Origin of the sequence: Mycolicibacterium sp. MU0050, from assembly GCF_963378085.1 — a bacterium.
Classification (GTDB): domain Bacteria; phylum Actinomycetota; class Actinomycetes; order Mycobacteriales; family Mycobacteriaceae; genus Mycobacterium; species Mycobacterium wendilense.
In genome coordinates this window covers 1,044,940-1,068,785 of record NZ_OY726395.1, presented here as the reverse complement: position 1 = coordinate 1,068,785, position 23,846 = coordinate 1,044,940, and the positions used below count along the sequence as shown (strand labels likewise).

General features: G+C 67.9%; 24 protein-coding genes. 11 read left to right on the top strand and 13 right to left on the bottom strand.

Annotated elements, in window-relative coordinates; genetic code table 11:
• Window positions 1-20 precede the first annotated feature (20 nt).
• The 3 genes from R2K23_RS05140 to R2K23_RS05130 all read left to right on the top strand — a co-directional run bounded on the left by R2K23_RS05140 (window position 21) and on the right by R2K23_RS05130 (window position 3,546).
• A complete protein-coding gene (locus R2K23_RS05140) occupies window positions 21-977 on the top strand; it encodes an SGNH/GDSL hydrolase family protein (protein ID WP_316514827.1) in 957 nt (318 codons plus the stop codon).
• A 36-nt stretch (window positions 978-1,013) separates the two neighbouring features.
• Window positions 1,014-2,231, top strand: a complete 1,218-nt coding sequence (locus R2K23_RS05135; protein ID WP_316514824.1) for an acetyl-CoA C-acetyltransferase — start codon at window positions 1,014-1,016, stop codon at window positions 2,229-2,231.
• A 343-nt stretch (window positions 2,232-2,574) separates the two neighbouring features.
• On the top strand, window positions 2,575-3,546 hold the full coding sequence (locus R2K23_RS05130; protein WP_316513656.1) for an IS481 family transposase: 972 nt from the start codon (window positions 2,575-2,577) through the stop codon (window positions 3,544-3,546).
• 24 nt (window positions 3,547-3,570) lie between these two features.
• Here the strand turns inward: R2K23_RS05130 and R2K23_RS05125 are convergent, their stop codons facing one another.
• Window positions 3,571-4,419 (bottom strand): type IV toxin-antitoxin system AbiEi family antitoxin, encoded by an 849-nt coding sequence (locus tag R2K23_RS05125; protein ID WP_316514822.1) that lies wholly within the window; start codon window positions 4,417-4,419, stop codon window positions 3,571-3,573.
• A gap of 154 nt (window positions 4,420-4,573) precedes the next feature.
• A protein-coding gene (locus tag R2K23_RS05120; protein WP_109560046.1) for an IS3 family transposase occupies window positions 4,574-5,763 on the bottom strand; the annotation gives its coding sequence in 2 pieces (ribosomal slippage) (window positions 4,574-5,505 and window positions 5,505-5,763; 1,191 coding nt in all).
• Between the two features lie 647 nt (window positions 5,764-6,410).
• Between R2K23_RS05120 and R2K23_RS05115 the strand changes: the two genes are divergently transcribed.
• Window positions 6,411-7,685, top strand: coding sequence for an IS30 family transposase (locus R2K23_RS05115; RefSeq protein ID WP_465270714.1), 1,275 nt, complete (start codon window positions 6,411-6,413; stop codon window positions 7,683-7,685).
• A 62-nt stretch (window positions 7,686-7,747) separates the two neighbouring features.
• Here R2K23_RS05115 and R2K23_RS05110 read toward each other — a convergent pair whose 3' ends face one another.
• Window positions 7,748-8,593 carry a Bax inhibitor-1/YccA family protein gene (locus tag R2K23_RS05110; protein WP_316514820.1) on the bottom strand — a complete coding sequence of 282 codons (846 nt, stop codon included), beginning with the start codon at window positions 8,591-8,593 and terminating at the stop codon, window positions 7,748-7,750.
• 158 nt (window positions 8,594-8,751) lie between these two features.
• Here R2K23_RS05110 and R2K23_RS05105 point away from each other — a divergent pair, with 158 nt between their 5' ends.
• The 3 genes from R2K23_RS05105 to R2K23_RS05095 are packed head-to-tail and all read left to right on the top strand — an operon-like array spanning window position 8,752 to window position 12,383.
• The gene (locus R2K23_RS05105; RefSeq protein WP_396893071.1) at window positions 8,752-9,837 is read left to right on the top strand and encodes an enoyl-CoA hydratase/isomerase family protein; all 1,086 of its coding nucleotides are present in this window, start codon (window positions 8,752-8,754) and stop codon (window positions 9,835-9,837) included.
• Window positions 9,838-9,848: 11 nt separating this feature from the next.
• Complete coding sequence (locus R2K23_RS05100; RefSeq protein ID WP_316514818.1) at window positions 9,849-10,625, top strand: enoyl-CoA hydratase; 777 nt, start codon at window positions 9,849-9,851, stop codon at window positions 10,623-10,625.
• Window positions 10,626-10,634: 9 nt separating this feature from the next.
• The gene (locus R2K23_RS05095; RefSeq protein ID WP_316514817.1) at window positions 10,635-12,383 is read left to right on the top strand and encodes an alpha/beta hydrolase; all 1,749 of its coding nucleotides are present in this window, start codon (window positions 10,635-10,637) and stop codon (window positions 12,381-12,383) included.
• Window positions 12,384-12,431: 48 nt separating this feature from the next.
• Here R2K23_RS05095 and R2K23_RS05090 read toward each other — a convergent pair whose 3' ends face one another.
• Window positions 12,432-12,812 (bottom strand): rhodanese-like domain-containing protein, encoded by a 381-nt coding sequence (locus R2K23_RS05090; protein WP_316514816.1) that lies wholly within the window; start codon window positions 12,810-12,812, stop codon window positions 12,432-12,434.
• A 2-nt stretch (window positions 12,813-12,814) separates the two neighbouring features.
• Entirely contained in the window at window positions 12,815-13,354 is a 540-nt protein-coding gene (locus tag R2K23_RS05085) for a cysteine dioxygenase (protein WP_316517059.1), read from the bottom strand.
• A gap of 172 nt (window positions 13,355-13,526) precedes the next feature.
• On the opposite strand from R2K23_RS05085, the gene R2K23_RS05080 reads away from it, so the two are divergent.
• Complete coding sequence (locus R2K23_RS05080; RefSeq protein ID WP_316514814.1) at window positions 13,527-13,973, top strand: lipoprotein LpqV; 447 nt, start codon at window positions 13,527-13,529, stop codon at window positions 13,971-13,973.
• 48 nt (window positions 13,974-14,021) lie between these two features.
• Window positions 14,022-15,023, top strand: a complete 1,002-nt coding sequence (locus tag R2K23_RS05075; RefSeq protein ID WP_316514812.1) for a patatin-like phospholipase family protein — start codon at window positions 14,022-14,024, stop codon at window positions 15,021-15,023.
• On the opposite strand, the gene R2K23_RS05070 is transcribed toward R2K23_RS05075, so the two are convergent.
• The 3 genes from R2K23_RS05070 to R2K23_RS05060 form a co-directional block, all read right to left on the bottom strand.
• Window positions 15,012-15,866, bottom strand: a complete 855-nt coding sequence (locus tag R2K23_RS05070) for a patatin-like phospholipase family protein (RefSeq protein WP_316514810.1) — start codon at window positions 15,864-15,866, stop codon at window positions 15,012-15,014. The two genes, R2K23_RS05075 and R2K23_RS05070, sit on opposite strands and share 12 nt — an antisense overlap.
• Entirely contained in the window at window positions 15,859-16,917 is a 1,059-nt protein-coding gene (locus R2K23_RS05065; protein WP_316514809.1) for an NAD(P)H-dependent amine dehydrogenase family protein, read from the bottom strand. Before R2K23_RS05065 ends, R2K23_RS05070 begins: the two co-directional genes overlap by 8 nt.
• 90 nt (window positions 16,918-17,007) lie before the next feature.
• Entirely contained in the window at window positions 17,008-18,639 is a 1,632-nt protein-coding gene (locus tag R2K23_RS05060) for a fatty acid--CoA ligase (RefSeq protein WP_316514807.1), read from the bottom strand.
• 58 nt (window positions 18,640-18,697) lie between these two features.
• Here R2K23_RS05060 and R2K23_RS05055 point away from each other — a divergent pair, with 58 nt between their 5' ends.
• Both R2K23_RS05055 and R2K23_RS05050 read left to right on the top strand, forming a co-directional pair.
• On the top strand, window positions 18,698-19,033 hold the full coding sequence (locus R2K23_RS05055; protein ID WP_316514804.1) for a YnfA family protein: 336 nt from the start codon (window positions 18,698-18,700) through the stop codon (window positions 19,031-19,033).
• Between the two features lie 37 nt (window positions 19,034-19,070).
• Complete coding sequence (locus tag R2K23_RS05050) at window positions 19,071-19,349, top strand: hypothetical protein (protein ID WP_316514801.1); 279 nt, start codon at window positions 19,071-19,073, stop codon at window positions 19,347-19,349.
• 11 nt (window positions 19,350-19,360) lie between these two features.
• On the opposite strand, the gene R2K23_RS05045 is transcribed toward R2K23_RS05050, so the two are convergent.
• From R2K23_RS05045 to R2K23_RS05025, 5 genes are all read right to left on the bottom strand, one after another.
• On the bottom strand, window positions 19,361-20,431 hold the full coding sequence (locus tag R2K23_RS05045) for a hypothetical protein (RefSeq protein WP_316514799.1): 1,071 nt from the start codon (window positions 20,429-20,431) through the stop codon (window positions 19,361-19,363).
• A 475-nt stretch (window positions 20,432-20,906) separates the two neighbouring features.
• A complete protein-coding gene (locus R2K23_RS05040; protein WP_396893066.1) occupies window positions 20,907-21,611 on the bottom strand; it encodes a helix-turn-helix domain-containing protein in 705 nt (234 codons plus the stop codon).
• Between the two features lie 16 nt (window positions 21,612-21,627).
• Window positions 21,628-22,443, bottom strand: coding sequence for a class I SAM-dependent methyltransferase (locus tag R2K23_RS05035; protein WP_316514797.1), 816 nt, complete (start codon window positions 22,441-22,443; stop codon window positions 21,628-21,630).
• 104 nt (window positions 22,444-22,547) lie between these two features.
• Window positions 22,548-23,432 (bottom strand): ectoine hydroxylase, encoded by an 885-nt coding sequence (thpD, locus tag R2K23_RS05030; RefSeq protein ID WP_316514795.1) that lies wholly within the window; start codon window positions 23,430-23,432, stop codon window positions 22,548-22,550.
• A 12-nt stretch (window positions 23,433-23,444) separates the two neighbouring features.
• The gene (locus R2K23_RS05025) at window positions 23,445-23,834 is read right to left on the bottom strand and encodes an ectoine synthase (protein ID WP_316514792.1); all 390 of its coding nucleotides are present in this window, start codon (window positions 23,832-23,834) and stop codon (window positions 23,445-23,447) included.
• Window positions 23,835-23,846 lie beyond the last annotated feature (12 nt).

Below are 23,846 nucleotides of genomic sequence, written 5' to 3'. Positions count from 1 at the left end.
TCATCAGTAAGCTCGCAAGCGTGGGCACACGCGGATCGCGTCGGTCGACGCTGGCACTGGCAGCTGTAGGAGCCCTGGCTTCCACGGGCGTCGGCGTGCTGAGCGCACGCAACCTGCTCACCGGCCAGGCCGACCAGGCCCGCCAGGTCATCCCGAAGTCCTGGGACATCCCGCCCCGCGCCGACGGCGTGTACTCCCCCGGCGGCGGCCCCGTCGAACGCTGGGAGCACGATGTCCCGTTCGATCTGCACTTGATGGTCTTCGGCGACTCGACGGCCACCGGTTACGGCTGCCGTGACGCCGAAGAGGTGCCCGGGGTGCTCATCGCCCGCGGCCTGGCCGAACGGTCAGGGAAGCGAATTCGGTTGAGCACCAAGGCTATTGTGGGCGCCACCTCCAAGGGACTGTCCGGCCAGGTCGACGCGATGTTCGTGGCCGGGCCGCCACCTGATGCGGCGATCATCATGATCGGCGCCAACGACATCACCGCGCTCAACGGCATCAGCGCCTCGGCGCGGCGCCTCGGCGACGCCGTCAAACGACTCTGCGCCAGCGACGCGGTCGTGGTGGTGGGCACCTGCCCGGACTTCGGCATCATCACCGCGATCCCGCAGCCGCTGCGCTGGGTCACCCGTCAGCTGGGCCTGCGACTGGCGCGGGCACAGGCGTCAGCGGTACGTGCCGCCGGCGGCGTGCCGGTGCCGTTCGCCGATCTGCTGTCGCCCGAGTTCCTCAAGGACCCCGAGTCGCTGTTCTCCGACGACAGGTACCACCCGTCAGCGGCCGGCTACGAACTCGCGGCACGGCAGTTGCTGCCCGCGCTGTGTTTCGCGCTCGGCGAGCAGTCCGGCGCGCTGCCTTGGGAAACCGAGGGCGCGGAGAAGCGCACGCTGGGCGCACGTCTGCGAATGCTGGCGCGCCGCTGGCCGCGTCGCACCACCGGGGTGCCCGCGCCGCTGGTGGTGTCCGCGGGTTAGCGTTTTCAGCTACCACGTCTGCGTAAGGAGCTCGTCATGCCCGAAGCCGTCATCGTTGCCACCGCACGGTCCCCGATCGGCCGCGCCGTCAAGGGGTCGCTCGCGACCATGCGCCCCGACGACCTGGCCGCCCAGATGGTCCGCGCGGCTCTCGACAAGGTGCCCGCCCTGGATCCGCGTGACGTGGACGACCTGATGATGGGCTGCGCGCAGCCCGCCGGCGAGGCGGGTTACAACATCGCTCGCGCCGTGGCCGTCGAACTCGGTTACGACTTCATGCCCGGAACCACCGTCAACCGATACTGCTCGTCGTCGCTGCAGACCACCCGGATGGCGTTCCACGCGATCAAGGCCGGCGAGGGTGACGTGTTCATCTCCGCGGGTGTGGAGACCGTCTCGCGATTCGGTGTGGGTTCCGCCGACGGAGCTCCCAACAGCAAGAACCCGCTGTTCGACGAGGCGCAGGCCCGGACCGCCAAGCAGGCCGAGGGCGCCGACGAGTGGCACGACCCCCGCGACGACGGCAAGCTGCCCGACCTCTACATCGCCATGGGGCAGACCGCCGAGAACGTCGCGCTGCACACCGGCATCAGCCGCGAGGAGCAGGACCGCTGGGGTGTGCGCAGCCAGAACCGCGCCGAGGAAGCCATCAAGAGCGGCTTCTTCGCCCGCGAGATCAGCCCGGTGACCCTGCCCGACGGCACCGTTGTGTCCACTGACGACGGGCCGCGCGCCGGCACCACCTATGAGGGTGTCTCGCAGCTCAAGCCGGTCTTCCGTCCCAACGGCACCGTGACCGCGGGTAACGCCTGTCCCCTGAACGACGGCGCCGCGGCGGTGGTCATCATGAGTGACACCAAGGCCAAGGAACTGGGCCTCACCCCGCTGGCGCGCATCGTGTCGACGGGCGTTTCCGGGTTGTCGCCGGAGATCATGGGCCTCGGCCCCATCGAGGCCGTCAAGAAGGCGCTGGCGAACGCGAAGGTGACCATCGGCGACATCGACCTCTACGAGATCAACGAGGCCTTCGCGGTCCAGGTGATCGGGTCGGCGCGGGAACTCGGCATGGACGAGGACAAGCTCAACATCTCCGGCGGCGCCATCGCGTTGGGCCACCCGTTCGGGATGACCGGCGCGCGGATCACCGCGACCCTGCTGAACAACCTGACCACGCAAGACAAGTCGCTGGGCATCGAGTCGATGTGCGTGGGCGGCGGCCAGGGCATGGCCATGGTGTTGGAGCGGCTCTCCTAGGTTTCGTCGGGCATCATTACGGGGTCTTTGGGCCCCAGCCACATCGAGGCTGCGCTCAGCGGGGTCAGAGGCTCTTCGAGGCTGCGCCCACCGCGCCTTTGGCTCATCGAGGCTGCGCTCACCGGGCAATAGTGCGAGAGCCAAGCACGGTGGGCGCAGCCTCGATCTGAGCGGTGCCGGGGATAAGACCCCAACCGGTACGCGGTCTACTCGACCGCTGCCGAGACCGACCGTGACCGCTAGGTGTCGTGACCTGAGAGGTTGTTGACGGCGCGCCTGCTTGAAATGGGGAGGACCTCCTGACGGAGTGGATGTGTCTGGCATTCACCCGTAGGAGGTCCTCGTGTCTCACGCTAACGCCCGTACCAACCTGTTCGCACGTCGCTTGATCGTGGAGCGTGTCGCGGCCGGCTGGCCGCCCGCGCAGGTTGCTGAACAACTGGGAATTTCGCGGGCCACGGTCTACAAGTGGCTGCGCCGATACGCCGAAGGTGGTGACGCAGCCCTCGCTGACCGGTCCTCGCGTCCGCACCGGATGCCCCGGCGCACCAGCGACCGAGTCGAGAAGAAGGTGCTCGCCGCGCGGCGACGCCGCAAGCGTGGCGCAGTCATGCTGGCTGCTGAACTTGGGATGCACGCCTCGACGGTGGGACGGATCCTGGCGCGTCACCAGGTACCGCATTTGAGTGCAATCGACCCGATCACCGGTGAGCCGGTGCGCTCGTCGCGGCGCAGCCCCAACCGCTACGAGCACCGCACCCCAGGATCAATGGTCCACGTCGACGTCAAGAAGCTGGGCCGCATCCCCAAAGGCGGCGGGTGGCGCCTGCACGGCCGCGACGCCGCGGTGTCAGTGGCCAACCGGCACAAGAAGACCCGCATCGGCTACGACTACGTGCACACCGCCATCGACGACCACACCCGGCTGGCCTACAGCGAGGTACTCACCGACGAGAAAGACCTGACCTGCGCGGGATTCTTGCACCGAGCGTTGGAATGGTTCGCCAGCCACGGTGTGCGGGTGCGTCGGCTGCTGACCGACAACGCCATGGTCTACCGACACGGCACCAACTGGGGCTGGGTGTGCACGGCCTGGGGACTCAAACGCCGGTTCATCAAACCCGGCTGCCCCTGGACCAACGGCAAAGCCGAACGCTTCAACCGCACCCTGCTCAACGAATGGGCCTACGCCCGCCCCTGGACATCCAACAGCCTACGAAAACGAGGACTTGACCGATTCCTACACCGCTACAACACTCAACGAGGCCACTCCGCCCTCGGCGGACACCCACCCATCAGCCGACTCGCCGCCTGACAACAACGTGTCAGGTCACAACAGCTAGGCGATGCGTTGCTCCGGCACCCACACCCGCTGGACCCGTCGGATGATGTCTGCCTCCCGATCACCGGCAGTGACCCGCACACGCCGCCATCCCAGACTGGCGATGTACTCCGACCGCACAATGTCTCGCCGGTAGCGACCCCGATTCTCCCGGTGCTGCTCACCGTCGTACTCCGCAGCGAGCATCCGGTCCGGCCAACCCATGTCCAGGTAGTAGATCGGTTTGCCGTGGGGCGAAAACACCGGAATCTGCGTCACCGGCCGAGGAAAGCCCGCGTCGATGAGCAGCAGCCGCAGCCAGGTCTCCCTGGGCGACTGACTGCCCGCATCCACCAGGTCCAACACCTGTGGCAATCGCCTGACACCGCGTGCGCCCGGATGCCGGCCCGCCAGCGCGACCACATCCGTTCGAGTGATTCGGGTCGCACGGACCAACGCGTCCAGCGCGGCGACCGCTTCGCCGTCGGTGTCTCGTCGCGCGAGGTCGAAGGCGGTGCGTTCAGGCGTGGTCACCGATAACCCGTTGATGGTCTGGACTTCACCCGGGAGCAAGGTGTCGTTGCGAGTGATCACCCCTCGGGGAGCCCGATGGTTGGGCCACACGAGCTCGATGGGCTCGTCGTCATCCACGTACTCCGCGCCGTGCATCGCCGACGCCGCCAGGCCAGCGATCACGGCCTTGCGCCGACTCCAAAGCCAGGCGGCCACTGTCGAATCCGTGAGCGTCACTGGCGTGTGCTTGGCGGTATAGACGTCAGGGAGCAGCCGCCGGTAATGGCGCCGCAGTTGATATTCCGTGAGAGCGCCCCGGGCCAGGGCCTCGCTGCCGAGGAAGACGCCGTCCATGGCATCGCACCCTGCCTGAGTTGGGTGTTGCGCGCGGTCAGCCATCCACAGCCCTGGGTTTAGGCGTGCATTGTGCGGTAACGGTCACGCTCACCGCAGCCTCGACGCCCCACCCCACCGAGACTGGGCTTGACCCCATTGGGTGGACACTCGGTCAGGCGGCTTGTGCCGTCTGAGTGATCCGGTTCTCGTACTCGACCGGGGTGATCATCCCGATCGAAGAGTGGCGCCGTCGGCGGTTGTAGACCCGTTCGATCCAGTCGCCGACGGCGAGCTTAGCGGCTGCTTTGGTGGGCCACAAGTAGCGGTCGTAGAACTCGACTTTCATTGTGGCCCAGAATGATTCCTGCTGAGCATTATCCCAACACACCCCGGTGCGGCCCACCGAGCGGGCCAGATCATGCTTGCGGGCGAACCGTGCCAACTGCGCACTGGTGTACTGACATCCGCGGTCAGCATGGAACACCACCTGCGCGGCCAACTCGCCGCGCATGGCCACCGCCATCGCCACCGCGTCCTCGACCAGGTCGGTATGCAGGTGCTCATCGATGGCCCAGCCGATCACCCGCCGGCTGCAGCCGTCACGCACGGCGCACAGGTACAACCAGCCCTCACCGGTGCGCAGATAGGTGATGTCGCTGGTCCACACCCCATCCAGACGGCCTGTATCGAATCGACGTTTGACCAGGTCAGGGATCGGCGGCGCGTCCAGATCCACCACGGTGGTTACCGGGGCGAACGTACGTGGGCTGATCCCGGCCAGACCCTGACGGCGCAGCGAGGCAGCCACCGTCTTGCGTGACACGGTCTCGCCGGCATCGCGCAGGTCGGCCAGGATGCGCGGCGCCCCATAGACCCCATCGGAGGCCTCATGCAAGGCCGCGACCTTGACATCCAACTCGGCACGACGCCGCGCCGCCGGCGACGGTCCCGCGGCCTGGGACTTGCGCCATTTGTAAAACCCCGACCGCGACACGTCCAGCAGCTCGCACATCCGGGTGATCGCGTAATTGGCCTTCTCCGCCTCGATCAGACCGTAGGCCTCTACTGGTTCTGTTCGGAGGCAAAGAAGGCCGCGGCTTTTTTCAAAAACTGCCGGTCCAAACGCAATTCAGCGTTCTCCTTGCGCAGCCGCTCCAACTCGGCACGCTCATCAGAATCAAGCACCGCACCATTATCGCCTGCGCCAGCGGCCTCGCGGGCCACCCGCACCCAGCGCCCCAGCAACTGCTCACCCACACCGATCTCCGCGGCCACATGCGCGATCGGCCGGCCCGTCTCGATCACCAAGCGGGCCGCCTGCTCCCGAAACTCCGGGGTGTACTTCTTCCGCTTGCCCGACATACGGACATCCTTCCCGTGGGACCAGCAGTCCCACCAGTCAGGTGTCCACCATCAGGGGTCAACCCCAAGACAGCGCTCACCGCGCGCTATTGCGAGAAAACCGCACGCTCACCGCAGCCTCGATACCCCACCTCACCGAAACAGCGCTCACCGCGCATTTTTGCGAGATAACCGCACGCTCACCGCAGTCTCGATATGACAGCTCACCGAGGCTGAAGTCGAGCTCAGAAGTGGCCACCTAGGGGAGAGTTCAGCCCCACCTCTGGAACCCCAAGAGAAGCCCCAACCCTGGAGACCCCAAAAAGAAAACGGCCCGACGCATGGTTGGGTTCACACGGTCGTCGCAACGCTCTCTTATCTGAAAGGTTGCGGCGACCGTGTCGTTTTCGGAGGACTGTGTTCAATTTGGTGATCAGCTAGCAAAGCTCGTCGATGCGGGCGTGCCGGTGCGGGAAGCGGCGGAGTCGTTGGGGGTGTCACGGCAGCGGGCGTATGCCATCTTGAGTGCCACCGGCCGGCCGATGGGCTCGCCGCGTCCGGATGTCACCGGTGTGGATCCTGCGCGGGTGGCAGCGGTATTTGCAGCAACTGGCTCGGTGAATGCGGCGGCCAAAGCTGTCGGAGTGGCGCACTCCACGGCCCGCCGGATGCTTGTGGAGGCGGGCTTGGTCGACCCAGCGCGGCGCACGCGCGGCAAGACCTGCGAGAAAGCACGGTTCTTTGAACTGCTCGAGGAGGGCTGGTCGTCGGCGCGGGCCGCCCGAGAGGCCGGGGTCAATGTGCGCACCGCCCGGGATTGGCGTGCCGGTATCCGCAAGGTTGGCAACACGCGGGTGTATTCCGATGGCACGGTCGTCGATTACGCCAGCGGGACGCGGTACATACAACCGGTGAAATCCACTGCTGCCGAACAGCGTCCTGCATCTGGACAGGCATCCGCCAGTAGGTATTTGCAGCTCGCCGATCGGCTGGTCATCGCCGACGGCCTGACCGCCGGCCTGAGCTACACCGTGATCGCCGACAAGCTCGGTCGGAATAAGTCGACGGTGTCCCGCGAGGTCGCTGCGCACCGTGTCGAGGGCCTCTACCTGCCATATCAAGCCGATGCGGCGGCTGCGGCGGCACGGTCCCGGCCCAAGCAGTCCAAACTGGTCACCAATCAGAGGCTGCGTAAAGAGGTCGAAGAGGGGCTGGCCAAGCGGTGGTCCCCGGAAGAGATTTCGCATCGTCTGGTCAAGGATTTTCCGGACGACGAGAGCATGCGGGTGAGCCACGAAACGATTTATCAATCCCTCTACTTCCAGGCGCGCGGTGGACTGAAAAAGGAAGTGGCCCAGTCACTGCGAAGTGGCCGCACGTGCCGTAAACCGAACCGTAAGCCCGGTGAGCGTTACCAGCGGTTCGTTGATCCGATGCTCATGATCGCCGACCGGCCCGATATCGAGGATCGCGCGGTGCCCGGGCACTGGGAAGGCGACCTCATCATGGGTGAACTCAACAAGACCGCGATCGGCACTCTGGTGGAACGCACCACCCGCTACACCATGCTGGTGCACCTGCCCGGGGGCCATGATGCCGAAACGGTTCGTGACGGGCTGATCGCCACCATGACGACCCTGCCAGAGCATCTGCGGGGATCGTTGACCTGGGACCAGGGCGCCGAGATGGCCGGGCACAAGGGGTTCTCGATGGCCACCGACATGGCCGTGTACTTCTGTGATCCGGCCAGTCCCTGGCAGCGCGGCACCAACGAAAACACCAACGGCCTGCTTCGTCAGTACTTTCCCAAAGGTACCGACCTCAGCATCTATGGGCCTGAGGACCTCGAACACGTCGCCCAGCAACTCAACGGCCGCCCACGCAAAACGCTCGGCTGGGATACCCCAGCCGAGCGCTTGCGTGATCTACTACAGGCTCAATAACCAGCAGTGTTGCGACGACCCCTAGAAACCGCCCATGCGCCGGGCCGTTCTCGTGTCACTAGCTAATCGCTCTGGAAGTAGCTGAGCAACCGCAGGATCTCGATGTACAGCCACACCAGCGTGACGGTCAGGCCCAGGGCGATGCCCCAGCCCGCCTTCTCCGGCGCACCGGCGCGGATCATCTGGTCGGCCGCATCGAAGTCGATGAGGAAGCTGAACGCCGCCAGCGCGATGCAGACCAGCGAGAAGCCGATGGCGAGCATGCCGCCGTCGCGCAGGCCCAGGCCGGCCCCACCGTTGAGGCCGAAGATCGCGGCCAGGAAGTTGGCGAGCATCAGGACCAGCACGCCGATCATGCCCGCGACGATCATCCGGGTGAACTTCGGCGTGACACGGATGGCACCGGTCTTGTAGACCACCAGCATGCCGAAGAACACGCCCAGCGTGCCGATGACGGCCTGCAGGATCATGGCCCCGCCACCGCTGGACATCAGGTTGGCGAAGATGAACGAGATGGCACCGAGGAACAGGCCCTCGAGGGCCGCGTAGCTCAGCACGATCGCCGGGTTGTCCTGCTTACGCCCGAAGGTCGCGAACAGCACCAGGCCGAGACCGCCGAGCGCACCGATCAGCGCGAACGGCGTCGCCAGAGCCAGGTTGGCCGAGACGAGGAAGTAGGAGATGACACCCACCACGGAGAGCACGGCCAGCGTGATCCCCGTCTTGGTGACGACATCGTCAATGGTCAGCGGGCGCGAGACACCGCGCTGCTGCTGGTCGATATAGGGCTCGTAACCCTGTTGTACCTGCGCTGCCGCTGCGGCGCCGGCCACACCAGAGCCAAATGTCGCGTACCCGCCCTGCTGCTTTGGCAGCGAGCGAAATACCGGATTGCTGGTTTCCCGCACCGTGGGTTCCTTTCCTGTGAGGTCCCTGGAAGTCTGACACGAACACTGGTCCAACGAACAGATACCCGTCCAGGTTCCGGGCTGGGAATGTTTTTCTCGACCCATCTTTCCCGGTGCCGGCCGGGGGCGCCACCCGCCGTTCACCTCGCAATACTAGGATGTCCAACCAAATAGCGTTTCCGAACGTATCCGCTCCACGAACAGGACGAATCCGCGTGACCGACGAAATCCTGGCCCGCGTCGATAACGGCGTTGGCATCCTGACGCTCAATCGCCCCAAGGCCATCAACTCGCTGACCCAGACCATGGTCGACGTGCTCAACGAGAAGCTCAAAGCCTGGGCCTCCGACGACAACATCCGCGCGGTGCTCGTGGAGGGCGCCGGCGAGCGCGGCCTGTGCGCCGGTGGCGACGTCGTGGCGCTCTATCACAGCGCCCGGGCCGACGGCAGCGCCGCTCGCAAGTTCTGGTTCGACGAGTACCAGATGAACGCGCTGATCGGCGAGTACCCCAAGCCCTACGTCGCGCTGATGGACGGCATCGTCATGGGTGGCGGCGTCGGCGTCGCGGGCCACGGGGACGTCCGCGTGGTCACCGACACCACCAAGATGGCCATGCCGGAGGTCGGCATCGGCTTCATCCCCGACGTCGGCGGCACCTTCCTGCTGTCCCGCGCGCCCGGTGCGCTCGGCCTCTATGCCGCCCTGACGGGTTCGCCGTTCTCCGGCGCCGACGCGATAGCGCTCGGCTTCGCCGACCACTTCGTGCCGCAGGCCAAGCTCGCCGAGTTGACCGCCGACATCGTCGCCGGGGACATCGACGCCGCGCTGGCCAAGCACAGCACCACCGCACCGGACAGCGAACTGCTCGCCCAGCAGTTCTGGATCGACGAGTGCTTCGCCGCCGACACCGTCGCCGACATCATCGCCAACCTGCGCGGCCACGGCGCCGAACCGGCCAAGGCCGCGGCGGACATCATCGCCGGGCGCTCCCCGATCGCCCTGTCGGTCACCCTGGAAGCGGTGCGCCGCGCCCAGAAGCTGGACACCTTGCGCGACGCCCTGGTCCAGGAATACCGGGTCTCGTGCGCGTCGGCGCGCTCGCACGACTTCGTCGAGGGCATCCGCGCCCAGCTGGTCGACAAGGACCGCAACCCGAAGTGGTCGCCGGCCTCGCTGGCGGAGGTCACCCGCGAGGACGTCGAAAACTACTTCGCCCCAGCCGATCCCGATCTGACGTTCTGACAAGGAGTGCCATGAGCCAGTACGAAACCATCATCGTCGAGCGCGAGGACCGCGTCGGCCTGATCACGCTGAACCGCCCCAAGGCGCTCAACGCGCTCAACAGCCAGGTGATGAACGAGGTCACCACCGCGGCACGAGAATTCGACAACGACCCCGAGATCGGCGCGATCGTCATCACGGGTAGCGAGAAGGCCTTCGCCGCCGGCGCGGACATCAAGGAGATGGCCGACCTGTCCTTCGCGGACGTGTTCGGCTCGGACTTCTTCGCCAAGTGGGGCGAGTTCGCCGGCGTGCGCACCCCGACCATCGCCGCGGTCGCGGGCTACGCACTCGGCGGCGGCTGCGAGCTGGCCATGATGTGCGACATCCTGATCGCGGCCGACACCGCCAAGTTCGGCCAGCCCGAGATCAAGCTCGGCGTGCTGCCGGGCATGGGCGGCAGCCAGCGGCTGACCCGCGCCGTCGGGAAGGCCAAGGCGATGGACCTGATCCTGACCGGTCGCAACATGGACGCCGAGGAGGCCGAACGCGCCGGACTGGTGTCGCGCGTCGTCCCCGCCGCCGACCTGCTGGCCGAGGCGAAGTCGGTGGCCGCCACCATCTCCCAGATGTCGCTGTCGGCCGCGCGGATGGCCAAGGAGGCCGTGAACCGCTCGTTCGAGACCACCCTGACCGAGGGCCTGCTCTACGAGCGCCGCTTGTTCCACTCGGCATTCGCCACCGAGGATCAGACCGAGGGCATGGCCGCATTCACCGAGAAGCGGGCTGCGAACTTCAAACATCGCTAAAGTGCGGGGGTGACCGACGCGGAGACACCCGTATCCGAGGCTGACAGCGCCGTAACCACGGCGGATACCCCCGAAGAACAGCAGGCCGAGCCGGAGCGCACGCAGGACGCGCCGCCGGACGGTCCCTGGTGGGCCAAGCACTACACCTTCTTCGGCACCGCGGTTGGCCTGGCGTTCGTCTTCTTGTCACTGACCCCGTCGCTGCTGCCCCGGGGCCCGCTGTTCCAGGGCCTGGTCAGCGGCGGCGCGGGGGCGGCGGGCTATCTGATCGGCGTCTTCGCCGTATGGCTGGTCCGCTACATGCGCGGAAAGGACTCCAGCCCAACGGCTCCCGGTTGGGCCTGGTTGACGCTGCTGGCGGTCGGTGTGGCCGGCATGGTCGGCATGCAGTTCTTCTTCCAGCACTGGCAGGACGACGTCCGGGATCTGATGGGTGTGCCGCACCTGCACTGGTACAACTACCCGCAGGCCGCGCTGCTGGCGGTGATCGTGCTGTTCGTCCTCGTCGAGATCGGGCAGCTGCTGCGCCGGCTGGTGCTGTTCCTGATACGGCAGCTCGAACGCGTTGCGCCGCCGCGCGTTTCGGGCGTCATCGCGGTGGGCCTGGTGGTCGCGCTGAGCATCGCATTGCTCAACGGGGTGGTGGCCCGGCTGGCCATGGATTGGCTCAACAGCACGTTCGCGGCCGTCAACGACGAAGACTCCCCGGACACCGAACCCCCGACGACACCGGCACGCTCGGGCGGTCCGGGGTCGCTGGTGTCGTGGGAATCGTTGGGCCATCAGGGCCGGATCTTCGTGTCCGGCGGCCCCAGCGTGGAACAGCTGACCGAGTTCAACGGCGCCGCGGCCACCGAACCCATCCGGGCCTACGCCGGGCTGGGCACGGCCGACAACATCCGCGCTACCGCCGAGATGGCCGCCGAGGAACTCGTGCGAGCCGGCGGCCTGGAGCGCGCCGTCGTGGGGGTCGCAACCACCACGGGCACGGGCTGGATCAACGAGGCCGAGGCCTCCGCGTTGGAATACATGTACAACGGCGACACGGCGATCGTCTCGATGCAGTACTCCTTCCTGCCGAGTTGGCTGTCCTTCCTCGTCGACAAGGAGAACGCCCGCCAGGCCGGCCAAGCCCTCTTCGAGGCCGTCGACGAGGTGGTGCGCGAGCTACCCGAGAATCAGCGACCCAAGGTGGTGGTCTTCGGGGAGAGCCTCGGCTCGTTCGGCGGCGAGGCGCCGTTCTTGAGCCTGAACAATCTGGTCGCCCGCACCGACGGCGCGTTGTTCTCCGGCCCGACGTTCAACAACACGATCTGGACGGAGCTCACCGCCAACCGCGACGAGGGCTCGCCGATGTGGTTGCCGACCTACGAGAACGGCGAGAGCGTGCGCTTCGTCGCGCGCCCGGAGAACCTGAACCGGCCGGACGCGCCGTGGAGCGAGCCGCGGGTGGTGTACCTGCAGCACGCCTCGGACCCGATCGCCTGGTGGACACCGGATCTGCTGTTCCGCGAACCGGATTGGCTCAAGGAACCGCGCGGCTACGACGTCTCGCCGCGCATGGAGTGGATCCCGGTGGTGACGTTCCTGCAGGTGTCCGCGGACATGGCCGTCGCGGTCGATGTTCCCGACGGCCACGGCCACAAGTACGTCAAGGACGTGGTCAACGGGTGGGCCGCGGTGCTGCAGCCGCCCGGGTGGACCCCGGAGAAGACCGAACGGCTGCGCCCGATGGTGCATGCCAACGAAAGCGGCTGACCCTCGTGCGCCGCGCCGAGACCGACGTTCAGCCGGAAACCACTCGCACTAAGTGACCGAAAGGGACGTTTGGGCCAGCGTCAAGGCGTGGTAGCCGCCGATGACGTCGGTGGCGCGGTGCAGCCCCAGATCCTGCAGGGCCGCGGCCGCCAGGCTCGAGGTATAGCCCTCCGAGCACAGCACCACCCATTCGACGTCGTCGTCGACGGCCTGCGGGATCCGCGCGTCGCTGGTCGGGTCGCACCGCCACTCCAGCACGTTGCGTTCGATCACCAACGCCGCGGGCACCTCGCCCTCGGCGGCCCGCTGGGCCGCGGGCCGGATGTCGACCAGGATCGCCCCGCGCTGCAGGGCCGCCGGAACCTCGGCGGCGGGCAGCCGGTCCAGCCGGGACCGCGCGGCCTCCAGGACGGCGTCGATACGGCTCACGGCTAACCTTCCGGCTGGTCGGTCAGCTCGGTGCGCTCGCGACGTAGCGTGCCCCGGTCGGTGACCTCGTAGTAGGACATCGCCGTCAGCCGCGGCGAGTAGGCGTGGATGCTCAGCGTCGGCTGCTGCGGCTGCGTGCCGACCGGGTTGGGCGCCCACACCACGTCGTGCACCCACCCCAGCGGGAAGGCGGCCTGATCACCGGCGGTCAGTCGGCGACGGCGCAAACGGTCTCCGGTCCAACGGAATTCGTTGAGTGCACCGGACAGGACGGTGAGCGCACCCAGTGAACCGCCGTGGTCGTGCAGATCGGTGGGGTGCCCCGGGGCCCAGCTGATCAGCCAGACGTCCAGGTCGTCGTCGGCGTGCAGGCGGGTGAACCAGCGGTCATCGACGGGTACCCCGCCCGGTGGCAGCAGATGGTCGTAGTGGCCGTCGAGGAAATCGGCGGCCGCGCGGTCGGTGGCCTGCAGCAGATCGGGCAGCCGCAGCCGCGAGGGGTCCGATACGGCCGGTACGGCGGCATGAGAGTAGGTGGGCAGGACGGCGGTGGACACGAAGACGCTCCTGGAAGGACGAAACGGGAAAGGGGACGGTCAGCGGGACCGACAACACATCCGATTCGTCATGGCTGCCACCCTGGCACGGCCGGGCCCCGGCCGCACGAATTAACCTCACGGTGATTCTGGCGGCCCCGCCGCATAGATTGGACCGATGCGCAGCCATCACAGGGTCTCCCCGGCCGGCGTCGCGGCGCTGGCCATCGCCGCCGCCTTGGGCGCGGGCTGTTCCTCGGAGGAATCCGCCGCTCCCACCGAACCGACGCCGTCGACGACGACCTCCGAGATGCCGGCACCGCCGGCCGAACCGGTGCCGCCTGGCGCCGTCGGGGTCTCCCCCGCCGGCATCACCACCCGGGTCGACGTGCCCTCGATCGCCACCGAATCCCAATACGGACAGGCCTGCCTGGCCGCCAAGCAGTGGATCGACGCCCAGGGCGGCGACCCGAAGGCGCAGGTCGAGCCGTACCTGGCGGTGCTGCAGGAGCCGGGCTTCAAGGACCGGGGCAACTTCCAGACGCCCTGGACGGAGCTGACCCCGGGCCAGCAGGCCGGAGTCATCCTCGCCGTCAACGCCGCCGCCGACGGCCAGTGCGGGTAGGCCCTCGATTGCCTGGCACCCGCGTCGGCGACGGGCCACAATGAGGCCATGCGCGTAGCGCTGGCTCTGGGCAGTGGCGGGGCGCGCGGCTATGCCCACATCGGAGTCATCAACGAGCTCTGCGAGCGCGGCCACGACATCGTCGGGGTGGCCGGGTCCTCGATGGGCGCCCTGGTCGGCGGGCTGCATGCAGCCGGCAAACTCGACGAATACACCTTGTGGGCAAGCTCTTTGACGCAGCGCACGGTGCTGCGGCTGCTCGATCCGTCGCTCACGGCCGCGGGTGTGCTGCGCGCGGAGAAGATCCTGGACGCGGTCCGCGAGATCCTCGGCGACGTCACCATCGAGGAACTGCCCATCCCCTACACCGCCGTCAGCACCGACCTGATCGCCGGCAAGTCGGTGTGGCTGCAGCGCGGCCCGGTCGACGAGGCCATCCGCGCCTCGATCGCCATCCCCGGCGTCATCTCACCGCATGTGCTCGACGGCCGACTGCTGGCCGACGGCGGCATCCTCAATCCCATCCCGATGGCCCCGATCGCCTCGGTCCACGCCGACATGACCATCGCGATCGGCCTGTCCGGCGACGAGCCGGCGACCCCGCGCTCCCCGCGGGAGCGCCCGACCACCGAGTGGCTGAAGGGGATGTGGCGCAGCACATCCTCGCTGCTGGATACCAAGGCCGCGCGCTCGCTGCTGGAGACCACGACGGGCCGGGCGGTGCTGGGCCGCTTCAGCACGGTCGACGACGACGGCGCCGTGCCCGCCGAGGCAACCGACCTGCCCGAGTCGGTGGAGCCCGCGGTGCCGCGGCTCGGCGGGTTCGAGGTGATGAACCGGACCATCGACATCGCGCAGGCGGCGCTGGCCCGGTACACGCTGGCCGCATACCCGCCGGACCTGTACATCGAGGTGCCGCGCTCGGTGTGCCGCAGCCTCGACTTCCACCGCGCCGACGAGGTCATCGGGATCGGCCAGGAGCTCGCGGCCGCCGCGCTGGACACGGTGGCGCCGAGCCCGCCCGACTCCGAGCCCGCCTCAGAGACCTAGGAACGCCGCGATCCTCGCGGCCTCGCGGCGGCCCTGCGCCCTACCGGCCCGCGCCGACGGGATCCGGCACGCCGGATCCAACGGGTTGCGGCCGAACGCGGCCAACGCGTCCGCGTCGGCGAAGACTGCCAAGGCGCGCCCGGCGGCCGCGATCTCGTCGGCGGTGGACAGCCCCCATGGCGACGGGGTGTCCGCTCCGGCCGGCACCAGGACAACGGCGACGTCGCAGTCCCCGGCGACGGCCATGTTGACGGTGCTGGCCACGCCGCCGTCCATGTAGCGGCGTCCGTCGATGGTCACCGGCGGCCAGGCGGCGGGCACAGCGCAGCTGGCCGCGACCGCATCGACCAGGTCCACCCCGGCGGCGCGGTCGAAGGCGACGAGCTCCCCGGTGTCGATATCGATCGCTGTGACGCGCAGATCCCGGTCGGGCCAGTGGTGCTCGGGCAGCCGCTGGGCGATGACCTGGCGCCTGACCTCCTCGGTGACGGTGGCGGTCTGCGCCGCGACCGCGCCGATCTTCTGCAGCTTCTCGGGTCTCGTCGCGCCGGGCGTCAGCATCGCGGCCAGGAACAACTCGGCGATGTCGTCGATGGCCACCCCCGGGTCGATCTCGGCGGATTCGGCCGCCAGCTGCCGCTCGTAGAGTTCGTCGAGGCTGAGCGACCCGGTGATCTGGGCGCCGACGGCCGACCCGGCCGAGGTGCCCACCACCACATCGGAGTCCAGCAGCGCGCGTCCCAGGTGCGGGTTTTCCTCCCGGATACCCAGCAGCACACCGGTTTCCCACGCGATGCCGGCCAGTCCGCCGCCGCCGAGCACCAGCGCGCGACGCTCAGTCATTGCGGACCGCCAGCCGGGGAGCCGCCTTCGCCGACAGCAGCGGCAGGTCCAGGTACGTCGCGATCCCGGGGGCGGCCGCGCACACCGCGGGCACGGAGTTCACGCAGTGCGCCGCGGTGGCGGTGATGCCCGTTTCCTCCGTCGCGCCGACTTCGCCCTGGAAACCCTTGAGGCTCACCGTGAAGTCGGGGTTGCCCTTGACCTCGATCTCGTAGCGCTGCCCCTCCGGTCCGAAGGTCCAAGCGGGGTCCAGGTTTTGCTCACCCATCAGCCAGTTGACGGTGAGCCGCACCACCGCCTCGTCGCCGACGACGGCTTCCCAGTGGAATTTTCGCGCCGCAACCTGGCCGGGTTCGATGACGCCCAGCGGCGAGGCGATCGGCGCGGTGGCCACGGCGATCTCCTGCCGGGAGCGGACCACCGGATCGGCGGCGAAGCCGACGGTGTCGACCACCATCTTCACCGCCTGGATGAAGCCGCCGTCGAGCAGCTTCTGCATGGGTCCGCTCAACGCGCTGTCGGGTGTGTCCCCGAAGCCCATCACATGCCGGAGCACGTCGGGGGCGTCGTAGGTCCGCAGGTCGGAAAACTCCTCGGCCCGAACGTAAGTCACCGCGGTCGACAGGGCCGAGAGCACCAGCGGGAACTTTTCACTGATCCCGCCGGGGGCGATGCCGGTGCCGTGCAGGGTGGCGTTACCCGCACGGGCGGCCTCGAGCAGCGGCGCGGCCTGGCGGTCACCGGGGTAGACCCAGCCGACCGGCGTCACCACGTTCTTGCCGGAGCGCAGCAGCGCCGCCACCTCGTCCGGGTTGGGCAGCAGCGGGGCGTAGATGACGGCGTCGGCGTCCAGCGCCAGGATCTCCTCGACGCTGTTGGTGGCGGTCACCCCCAGCGGGTCCGCGCCGATCAACTCACCGACGTCGCGGCCGTTCTTCTCCGACGAATGCACCCAGCAGCCCGCCAACTCGAGGTCGGGATGCTCCAGGATGCCCCGGATCGCGGCGACGCCGACGCCGCCGGTTGCCCACTGCACGACTCTCAATGCCACGCTGGCCTCCTCGACTGAACACAAACCCTAGCGAGCAGGCCCGAACTTCGACGTTCGTGGGTCTTGCAGGGCCTGCTCGCCCTCGACGGGTCAGCTGATCGTGTGCACCTGATAGTCACCCTCGGCGTGCCGGGCCCGGATGGCCTTCTTGTCGTACTTGCCGACGCTGGTGCGCGGGATCTCGGTGACAAAGGTCCAGCGCTCCGGCAACCACCATCGAACAACTTTGTCGGACAGGAACTCCCGAAGCTGATCGGGGCTGGCCTCCGCGCCCTCCTTGAGCACCACGGCGGCCAGCGGGCGCTCCTCCCAGCGTTCGTCCGGCACGCCGACGACGGCGGCGTCGAGCACCGCGGGATGGGCGATCAGGTGGTTCTCCAGTTCCACCGACGAGATCCACTCGCCGCCGGACTTGATCACATCCTTGGCCCGGTCGGTCAGCGTGACGTAGCCCTGCGCGTCGATGCGCCCGACGTCGCCGGTGCGCAGCCAGCCGCCGACGAACTTCGACGGGTCGGTGTTGCGGTAGTACGAGCCGGTGATCCACGGGCCGCGAACCTCGAGTTCGCCCACCGATTCGTCGTCGTTGGGCAGCGCATTGCCCTCGTCGTCGACAATGCGTGCCTCGACACCGCACAGCGGGCGGCCCTGGGAGCCGCGCAGCTCCCACTGCTTGTCCTCCGGGGTGCCCGGTGCCGGCCACGCCACGGTCGCAATGGGCGAGGTCTCGGTCATCCCCCACGCCTGCCGGATGGGCACCCCGAACTTGTCCTCGAAGGTCTTCATCAGCGACACGGGCACCGCCGATCCACCGCAGGCCACCAGGCGCAGCGACGAGATGTCGTGGCCGGGGTTGTCCAGCAGGTGGTTCATCACGTCGTTCCAGATGGTCGGAACGGCGCCGGCGACCGTGGGTTGTTGGGTCTCGATCAGATTGACCATCGACACGGCGTCCATGTGACGGTCCGGCATCACCAGGTCGGCACCGGCCATCAGCGCCGCGTACGGCATGCCCCAGGCGTTGGCGTGGAACATCGGCACAATGGGCAGCGCCCGGTCGGAGAAACTCAGGCCCATCGCGTTACCGCTGCAGACGGCCATCGAATGCAGGTAGTTGGAGCGGTGGCTGTACACCACCCCTTTGGGGTGGCCGGTGGTCCCGCTGGTGTAGCACATTGCGGCAGCGGAGTTTTCGTCCACATCCGGCCAGTCGAACTCGTCGGATTGCTCGGCCAGCAACTCGTCGTAGCGCAGCACCGTCTTCCCGGACTCCTGCAGCGGGCCCAGATCCCCCTCGCCGACCGCGATCACCGTGTGCACGGTCTCCAGGGACCGCAGCACCCGCGCGAGCACCGGGGCCACCGAAAGATCGGCGATGATCACCTGATCCTCGGCCTCGTAGGCGACGAACTCGATCTGCTCGGGGAACAGTCGGATGTTGAGGGTGTGCAGCACTGCGCCCATCGACGGGATCGCCAGGTAGGCCACCAGGTGCTCGGCGTTGTTCCACATGAACGTGCCCACCCGCTGGTCCCCGGTGATGCCGAGTCCGCGCAGCGCGTTGGCCAGCCGCGCCGCGTCGCGCCCCACCTCCCGGTAGGTGGCGTGCCGGTAACCGCCCTGCCCCGTCGCGGTGGTCACCGTGCGGTCCCCATGGACGCCGGTCGCGTAGCGGAGAATCCCGCCGACGGTCAACGGGAACGGTTCGATGGTGCTCTGCATTGCTGATTCAATCCTTCGCGTCAGGGTGGCTTTTCGCCGGTGCCCTACGCTAGCGCCGGTGACGGTCGCTAAGTCGGTTTTGTTGTTTGTCGTCGCGGCGCTGTTCGAGATCGGCGGGGCGTGGCTGGTCTGGCAGGGCGTGCGCGAGGATCGGGGCTGGTGGTGGGCCGGACTGGGCGCGATCGCGCTGGGGGCCTACGGATTTGTCGCCACACTGCAGCCCGACGCGAATTTCGGGCGCATCCTGGCCGCCTACGGCGGTGTGTTCGTCGCCGGCTCGCTGGCCTGGGGGATGGTGCTGGACGGTTTCCGTCCGGATCGATGGGACGTCACCGGCGCGCTGATCTGCCTGCTGGGCGTCGCGGTCATCATGTACGCGCCGCGGCCGAACTGAATCAGTGCTGTACTGGACGCAGACGAAAGGCGAGACGATGCGGATCATGGGCGCGACGGCGGCGGCGCTGGCCTTCGCGATGGTGGCCGCGCCGGTCGCCGCAGCCGACGAATCGGCCGGCGAGGTCGTCCGTGACCTCCGGGCTCAGGGGTACTTCGTGGTCGTCGACCGCATCGGCACGGGCGCTCTGGAGCGCTGCATGGTGACCGACATCCGGACGCCCACGGCGGTGCGACAGATGCGGATCGCGATCGACGACCGCGCACCCACTCCGGTCCGGCACACCATCACGGTGTCGCTGGACTGCACCGGGTAACCGGTGCGCCGCTAGACGGCCGCGGCTTCCAGTTCGGGCATCGGCACGTCGAGGACGTCGGCGTCGAGGATCTGCGCGAACGCCTCGTTGCCGGCCTGGGCGACCGCGAATGAGGCGACGCGGCCCTCGTAGTCGGTGACGAACAGCAGCGACCCGTCGCGGCTTTCGACCGCGGTGGCCGGGTCGGCGCCGGTCTCGATCCGATCGACGATCCGACGGGTGACCGTGGACAGCACGGTGATGTGACCGCCGCTGACGATGTAGACCCGCTCGCCGTCGGCGCTGACCGAGGCGTGTGCCACCGGCGCCCCGATCTCGATGGTCCCGGTGATCTGCAGCGTCGCCGCGTCGAGCAGGTCGACCACGCCGCCGAATTCGTCGTCGTCGCTGACCGCGAAGAGGGTCTTCCCGTCCCGGCTGACCACGAGGTCGCGGATCATCGACGGGATGGGCTCGACGCGCAGCACGCGGCCGTCCTGGACCGCCAAGACGACGCCCGAAACGTCATCCACGGCGGCGACGTAGACGACGTCGGAAGTGGGGCTCACGGCCAGGGCGGTCGGCACCGTGTGCGGGCCGGCGACCAGCTCGACGGTGGCCAGATCGTGGGTCTCGGTGTCGATCACACCGAGCGACATCGCGGTGTCGGTGGACTGCAGTGCATACACCCGACGGCCGTCCCGGCCGGCGGCGATGTCCCGCACGTTGCCGTGCACCGGGATCCGCGCGACAACCTCCGCGCGCTCCAACACGGTGACGGTGTCGTACGCCGGCTCCACCGAGGCCACGTAGGCGCGGCGCCCCGCGGTGGCGATCGCCGACGGTTCGTAGACGTCGCCGACGGTGGTCACGTGTCCGAGGGTGTGCGCGGCGCGCACCGACACGGTGTCCGCTGCGTAGTCGGCGGTCAGCAAGCAGCCGTCGAGTTCGGCGAGCGCGGCCACCGGGCCGTAGGTGACGGTCGCGGCGCGCGAGGGCACGAAGGTCGGCGCATTTTGGACCAGCGACGTGGTCGCCGCAACCGGGGCGATGTGGGCCGGGGCGCGGTTGCCCAGGTTCACACCACCGACAGCATTGGTCACTTGCTCCACATTGGCCACTCTGTTGTTTGCCATACTCGTCGTGTTTCCTCCCTCTGGCGCATGTCTCGCAGCCTTGCGGGCCCGAGATCGACGCCAGATCGGCATCAGCCACCGTCGAGTCTAGCGACCGAATACGACATCAAATCCGTTCGCGCAGCGCCGACTGAACTCTTGACCGAAATTGTCTAAGCATGCGCTCAGACCGCACCGTTACCGAATCGTGTTGTTTGCTGGCAGCAAGAGCCCAGCAGGTCACCAGCCTGGGTAGTTTCAGGATCTGGCTAATCCCCATTCGCAAATTCTTCGGCTGCTCTTAATAAGAAATTCTTACCGGGGTGGCCGCTAAGTGAGTGCTAAATCACACCGCACATTTCGGCCGCGTTACGCGTCGAGGGGCCCCGGGCGGTCCGAGTCTGCCAAACCAGGCCGCCAGCGGCTGCGGGCCAGGGCACATAACTGCACGTATGTTCGCTGGCTAACAGTCGGGGCCGGCCTCGAGCAGCAGGCTGACCGCGCACGAGCCCGCCTGCGCGTCGGGCCGCACCTGCACGCGGTAGCCGCGGCCCAGCACCTCGCGGTTGCTGTCGATGATTTCCTGGATGAGCCCCTGCTGGATTCCACGCACCACCTCGGGGGCATCGACCGCGATCTCGACCAGCGGACAGGTGCAGATCCCGATGGTGATCGCCCCGAAGGCCGCCACCGTCGAACGGGTCTGAAACCCGAGTTCATCGAGTGCGCGCAGCACCAGGTCCGTCGCCGTCGCCGCGGTCCGGGCCCTCGTCAGCCGGGTCCGGCGGGCCAGATCGGCGCCGATGCGCACCGCCCGCGCCTCGCGCTCCTCGACGGTGCCGCCGAGGTGGGCGGCGAACAGGGCGACAATGTCGGCGTAGTCGAGGCGCGGCGCCAGCTCGTAGGTCGATCGGGGCCGGCCCGCCCCACCGGCGCGGGTGCCGGCACCGCGACGGATCGCCCCCTGCGCTTCCAGGGTGCCGAGGTGGAAGCGCGCCGTGGTGACGTGGATGTCGAGCGCGTCGGCCACCTGGCGCGCATCGACCGGTTCAGTGGCGGCCCGCACCAGCTCCAACACCCGACTGCGCTGCCGGCCGGCGGCCCGATCCGAGCCGCCCGGCATCGCCGCGGCGAGGCCGTCCGGAACCGTCGTATCGTGCATTGCCATCGTGCTTCGGCGTGGATCAGTCGGCGGCGCTGCGCTCGGGCACCCGGGCCACGATCGCAACAGCGGTCATGTCCTTGCCGTACTTGGTGAAGGTGTTGCGCATCCCCAGGACCCGCTTGCGCGCGGCGGGTTTGGTGAGCACGTTGCCCAGGATCCGGAGCGCGCCGAACAGACCCTCGTCGTCGATCACCCGCTTGGGTCGCAGCAGCGCCATCGGCGCCTGGTCGACCGACTCGATCTCGAAGCCGGACTCGGTGAGCAGCGCGGACCATTCCGCGACGGTCAGCGGCCGCGCGTTCACCTTGATGGCGCGCGCGAGATCGCGCCGGACGGCATCCTTGGTGTCCTGGGCCAGCTCGTCGGGCTTGAGTCCGAGTTCGTGGATCGCGTAGCGGCCGCCCGGACGCAACACCCGGAAGGCCTCGTCGACGATGGCCCGCTTGGCCTTGTCCCCCTGCATGGTCAGCATGGCTTCGCCGACCACGACGTCGGCGCTGTTGTCCTCGAGACCGGTGGCGGAAGCGTCCGCGGTCACGGTGCGTCCGGCGGTGGCGTCGACAACCTCTTGCACCATGGCCGAGGCGGCGCCGCTGTCGTCGACACCGACGTAGGACGACGGCCGCAACGCGCCGATGTCCTTGGCGGTCCGCCCCAGACCCGGGCCGAGTTCCACGACATCCGCGCCGGTGATGCGGGCCGCCGCCAGCAGGCGAGTGGTCAGTTCGAGGCCGCCGGGACGCAGCACGCGCTTACCCAACCGCGCGAGCAACCAGTGGCCCGGCAGGTCCTCCCACGAGCGCTGGGCCAGCGGCAGCTGGTTCTTCTCCGTCATGTGCGGTCCCTTCGACCAGGCCTTATTTAGAGGAAACTTCTGCGCGTAACTGTAGAAGTTTGGTTAGCCTAAGGCAAGGGCGATCGACGGGAGGCCGGTCGGGGCTACTCCCCGAAGGGCTGATAGCTCCGCGCTGCCAGGTACTCGGGGCGCGGCGTTGCCGCCGCAAACGGCGCGGTGAGTTCGTTCTCCACCGAGTTGAACACCAGGAACACATTCGACCGCGGGAACGGCGTGATGTTCGAGCCCGAACCGTGCAGCAGGTTGGCATCGAACCAGAGCGCGGTGCCCGCCGGCCCCGTGAACTGGTCGATGCCGTGCTGCTCGGCGGCCTTGGTCAGGGTCTCGCGGTCGGGAACCCCGATCTGCTGCGACACCAGCGACGTTTCATGGTTGTCCTCGGGGGTGGCGCCCACACACGGATAGAAGGTGTGGTGCGAGCCGGGCATCACCATCAGTGACCCGTTGAACGGGTAGTTCTCGGTCAGCGCGATCGAACAGGAGACGGCCCGGATGGCCGGCATCCCGTCCTCGGCGTGCCAGGTTTCGAAGTCCGAATGCCAATAGAACCCGCTGCCGGTGAAGCCGGGCATCATGTTGATCCGCGCCTGGTGGATGTAGACGTCGCTGCGCAGCAGCTGACGCGCGATCGGCAGGACGGTGTCCAGGCTGATCACCTCACCGACGATGTCGCTGAGCAGGTGCGGCTCGAACACCGAGCGGATACCGCCCCCGGGCTCTCGAATCACCCGGGGGTCGTCGGCATCCAGTTCCGCGCCCAGTCGCTCCAGCTCCTGCCGCAGCGGCGGCAACCATTGTTCGCCAACGGTATTCGGACGGATCAAGTAGCCCCGCTCGGCATACGAATCCAGCTCCGCCTGGCCGAGTGGGCCGTGACCCGGATCGCCCCACACCGCGGGATCGACCCGCGGCACCGGCGCGATCGCGTGATCTAGTCGGGTCGGATAGTTATCGTGCGCGACTGTCATCGAGCGGCCTCGCTATTCCAAGATTGAAGGCGGATACGTCCCTGTCTCGTCGTGGACCTCTTGTCCGGTAACCGGCGGGTTGAACACGCACAGCATGCGGAGCTGCTCGTGGCAGGTCACCCGATGCTTCTCGTGACCGTCGAGCAGGTACATGGTGCCGGGTTCGAGTTTGAACTCGTCCCCGTTCTCGAGGTTGGTCAGCACGCCGGCCCCCTCGACCACCCATACCGCCTCCACATGGTGGCGATACTGGAACTCGCTCACCGAGTTGGCGTTGATGGTGGTCTCGTGGAACGAGAAACCCACGCCGTCGCCGGCCAGAATGATCCGCTTGGAACGCCACGCGGCATCTGCCACGTCGCGCTCGGTACCGGTGATCTCGGCCGTGGTACGCACAATCATGACGTCAAACTC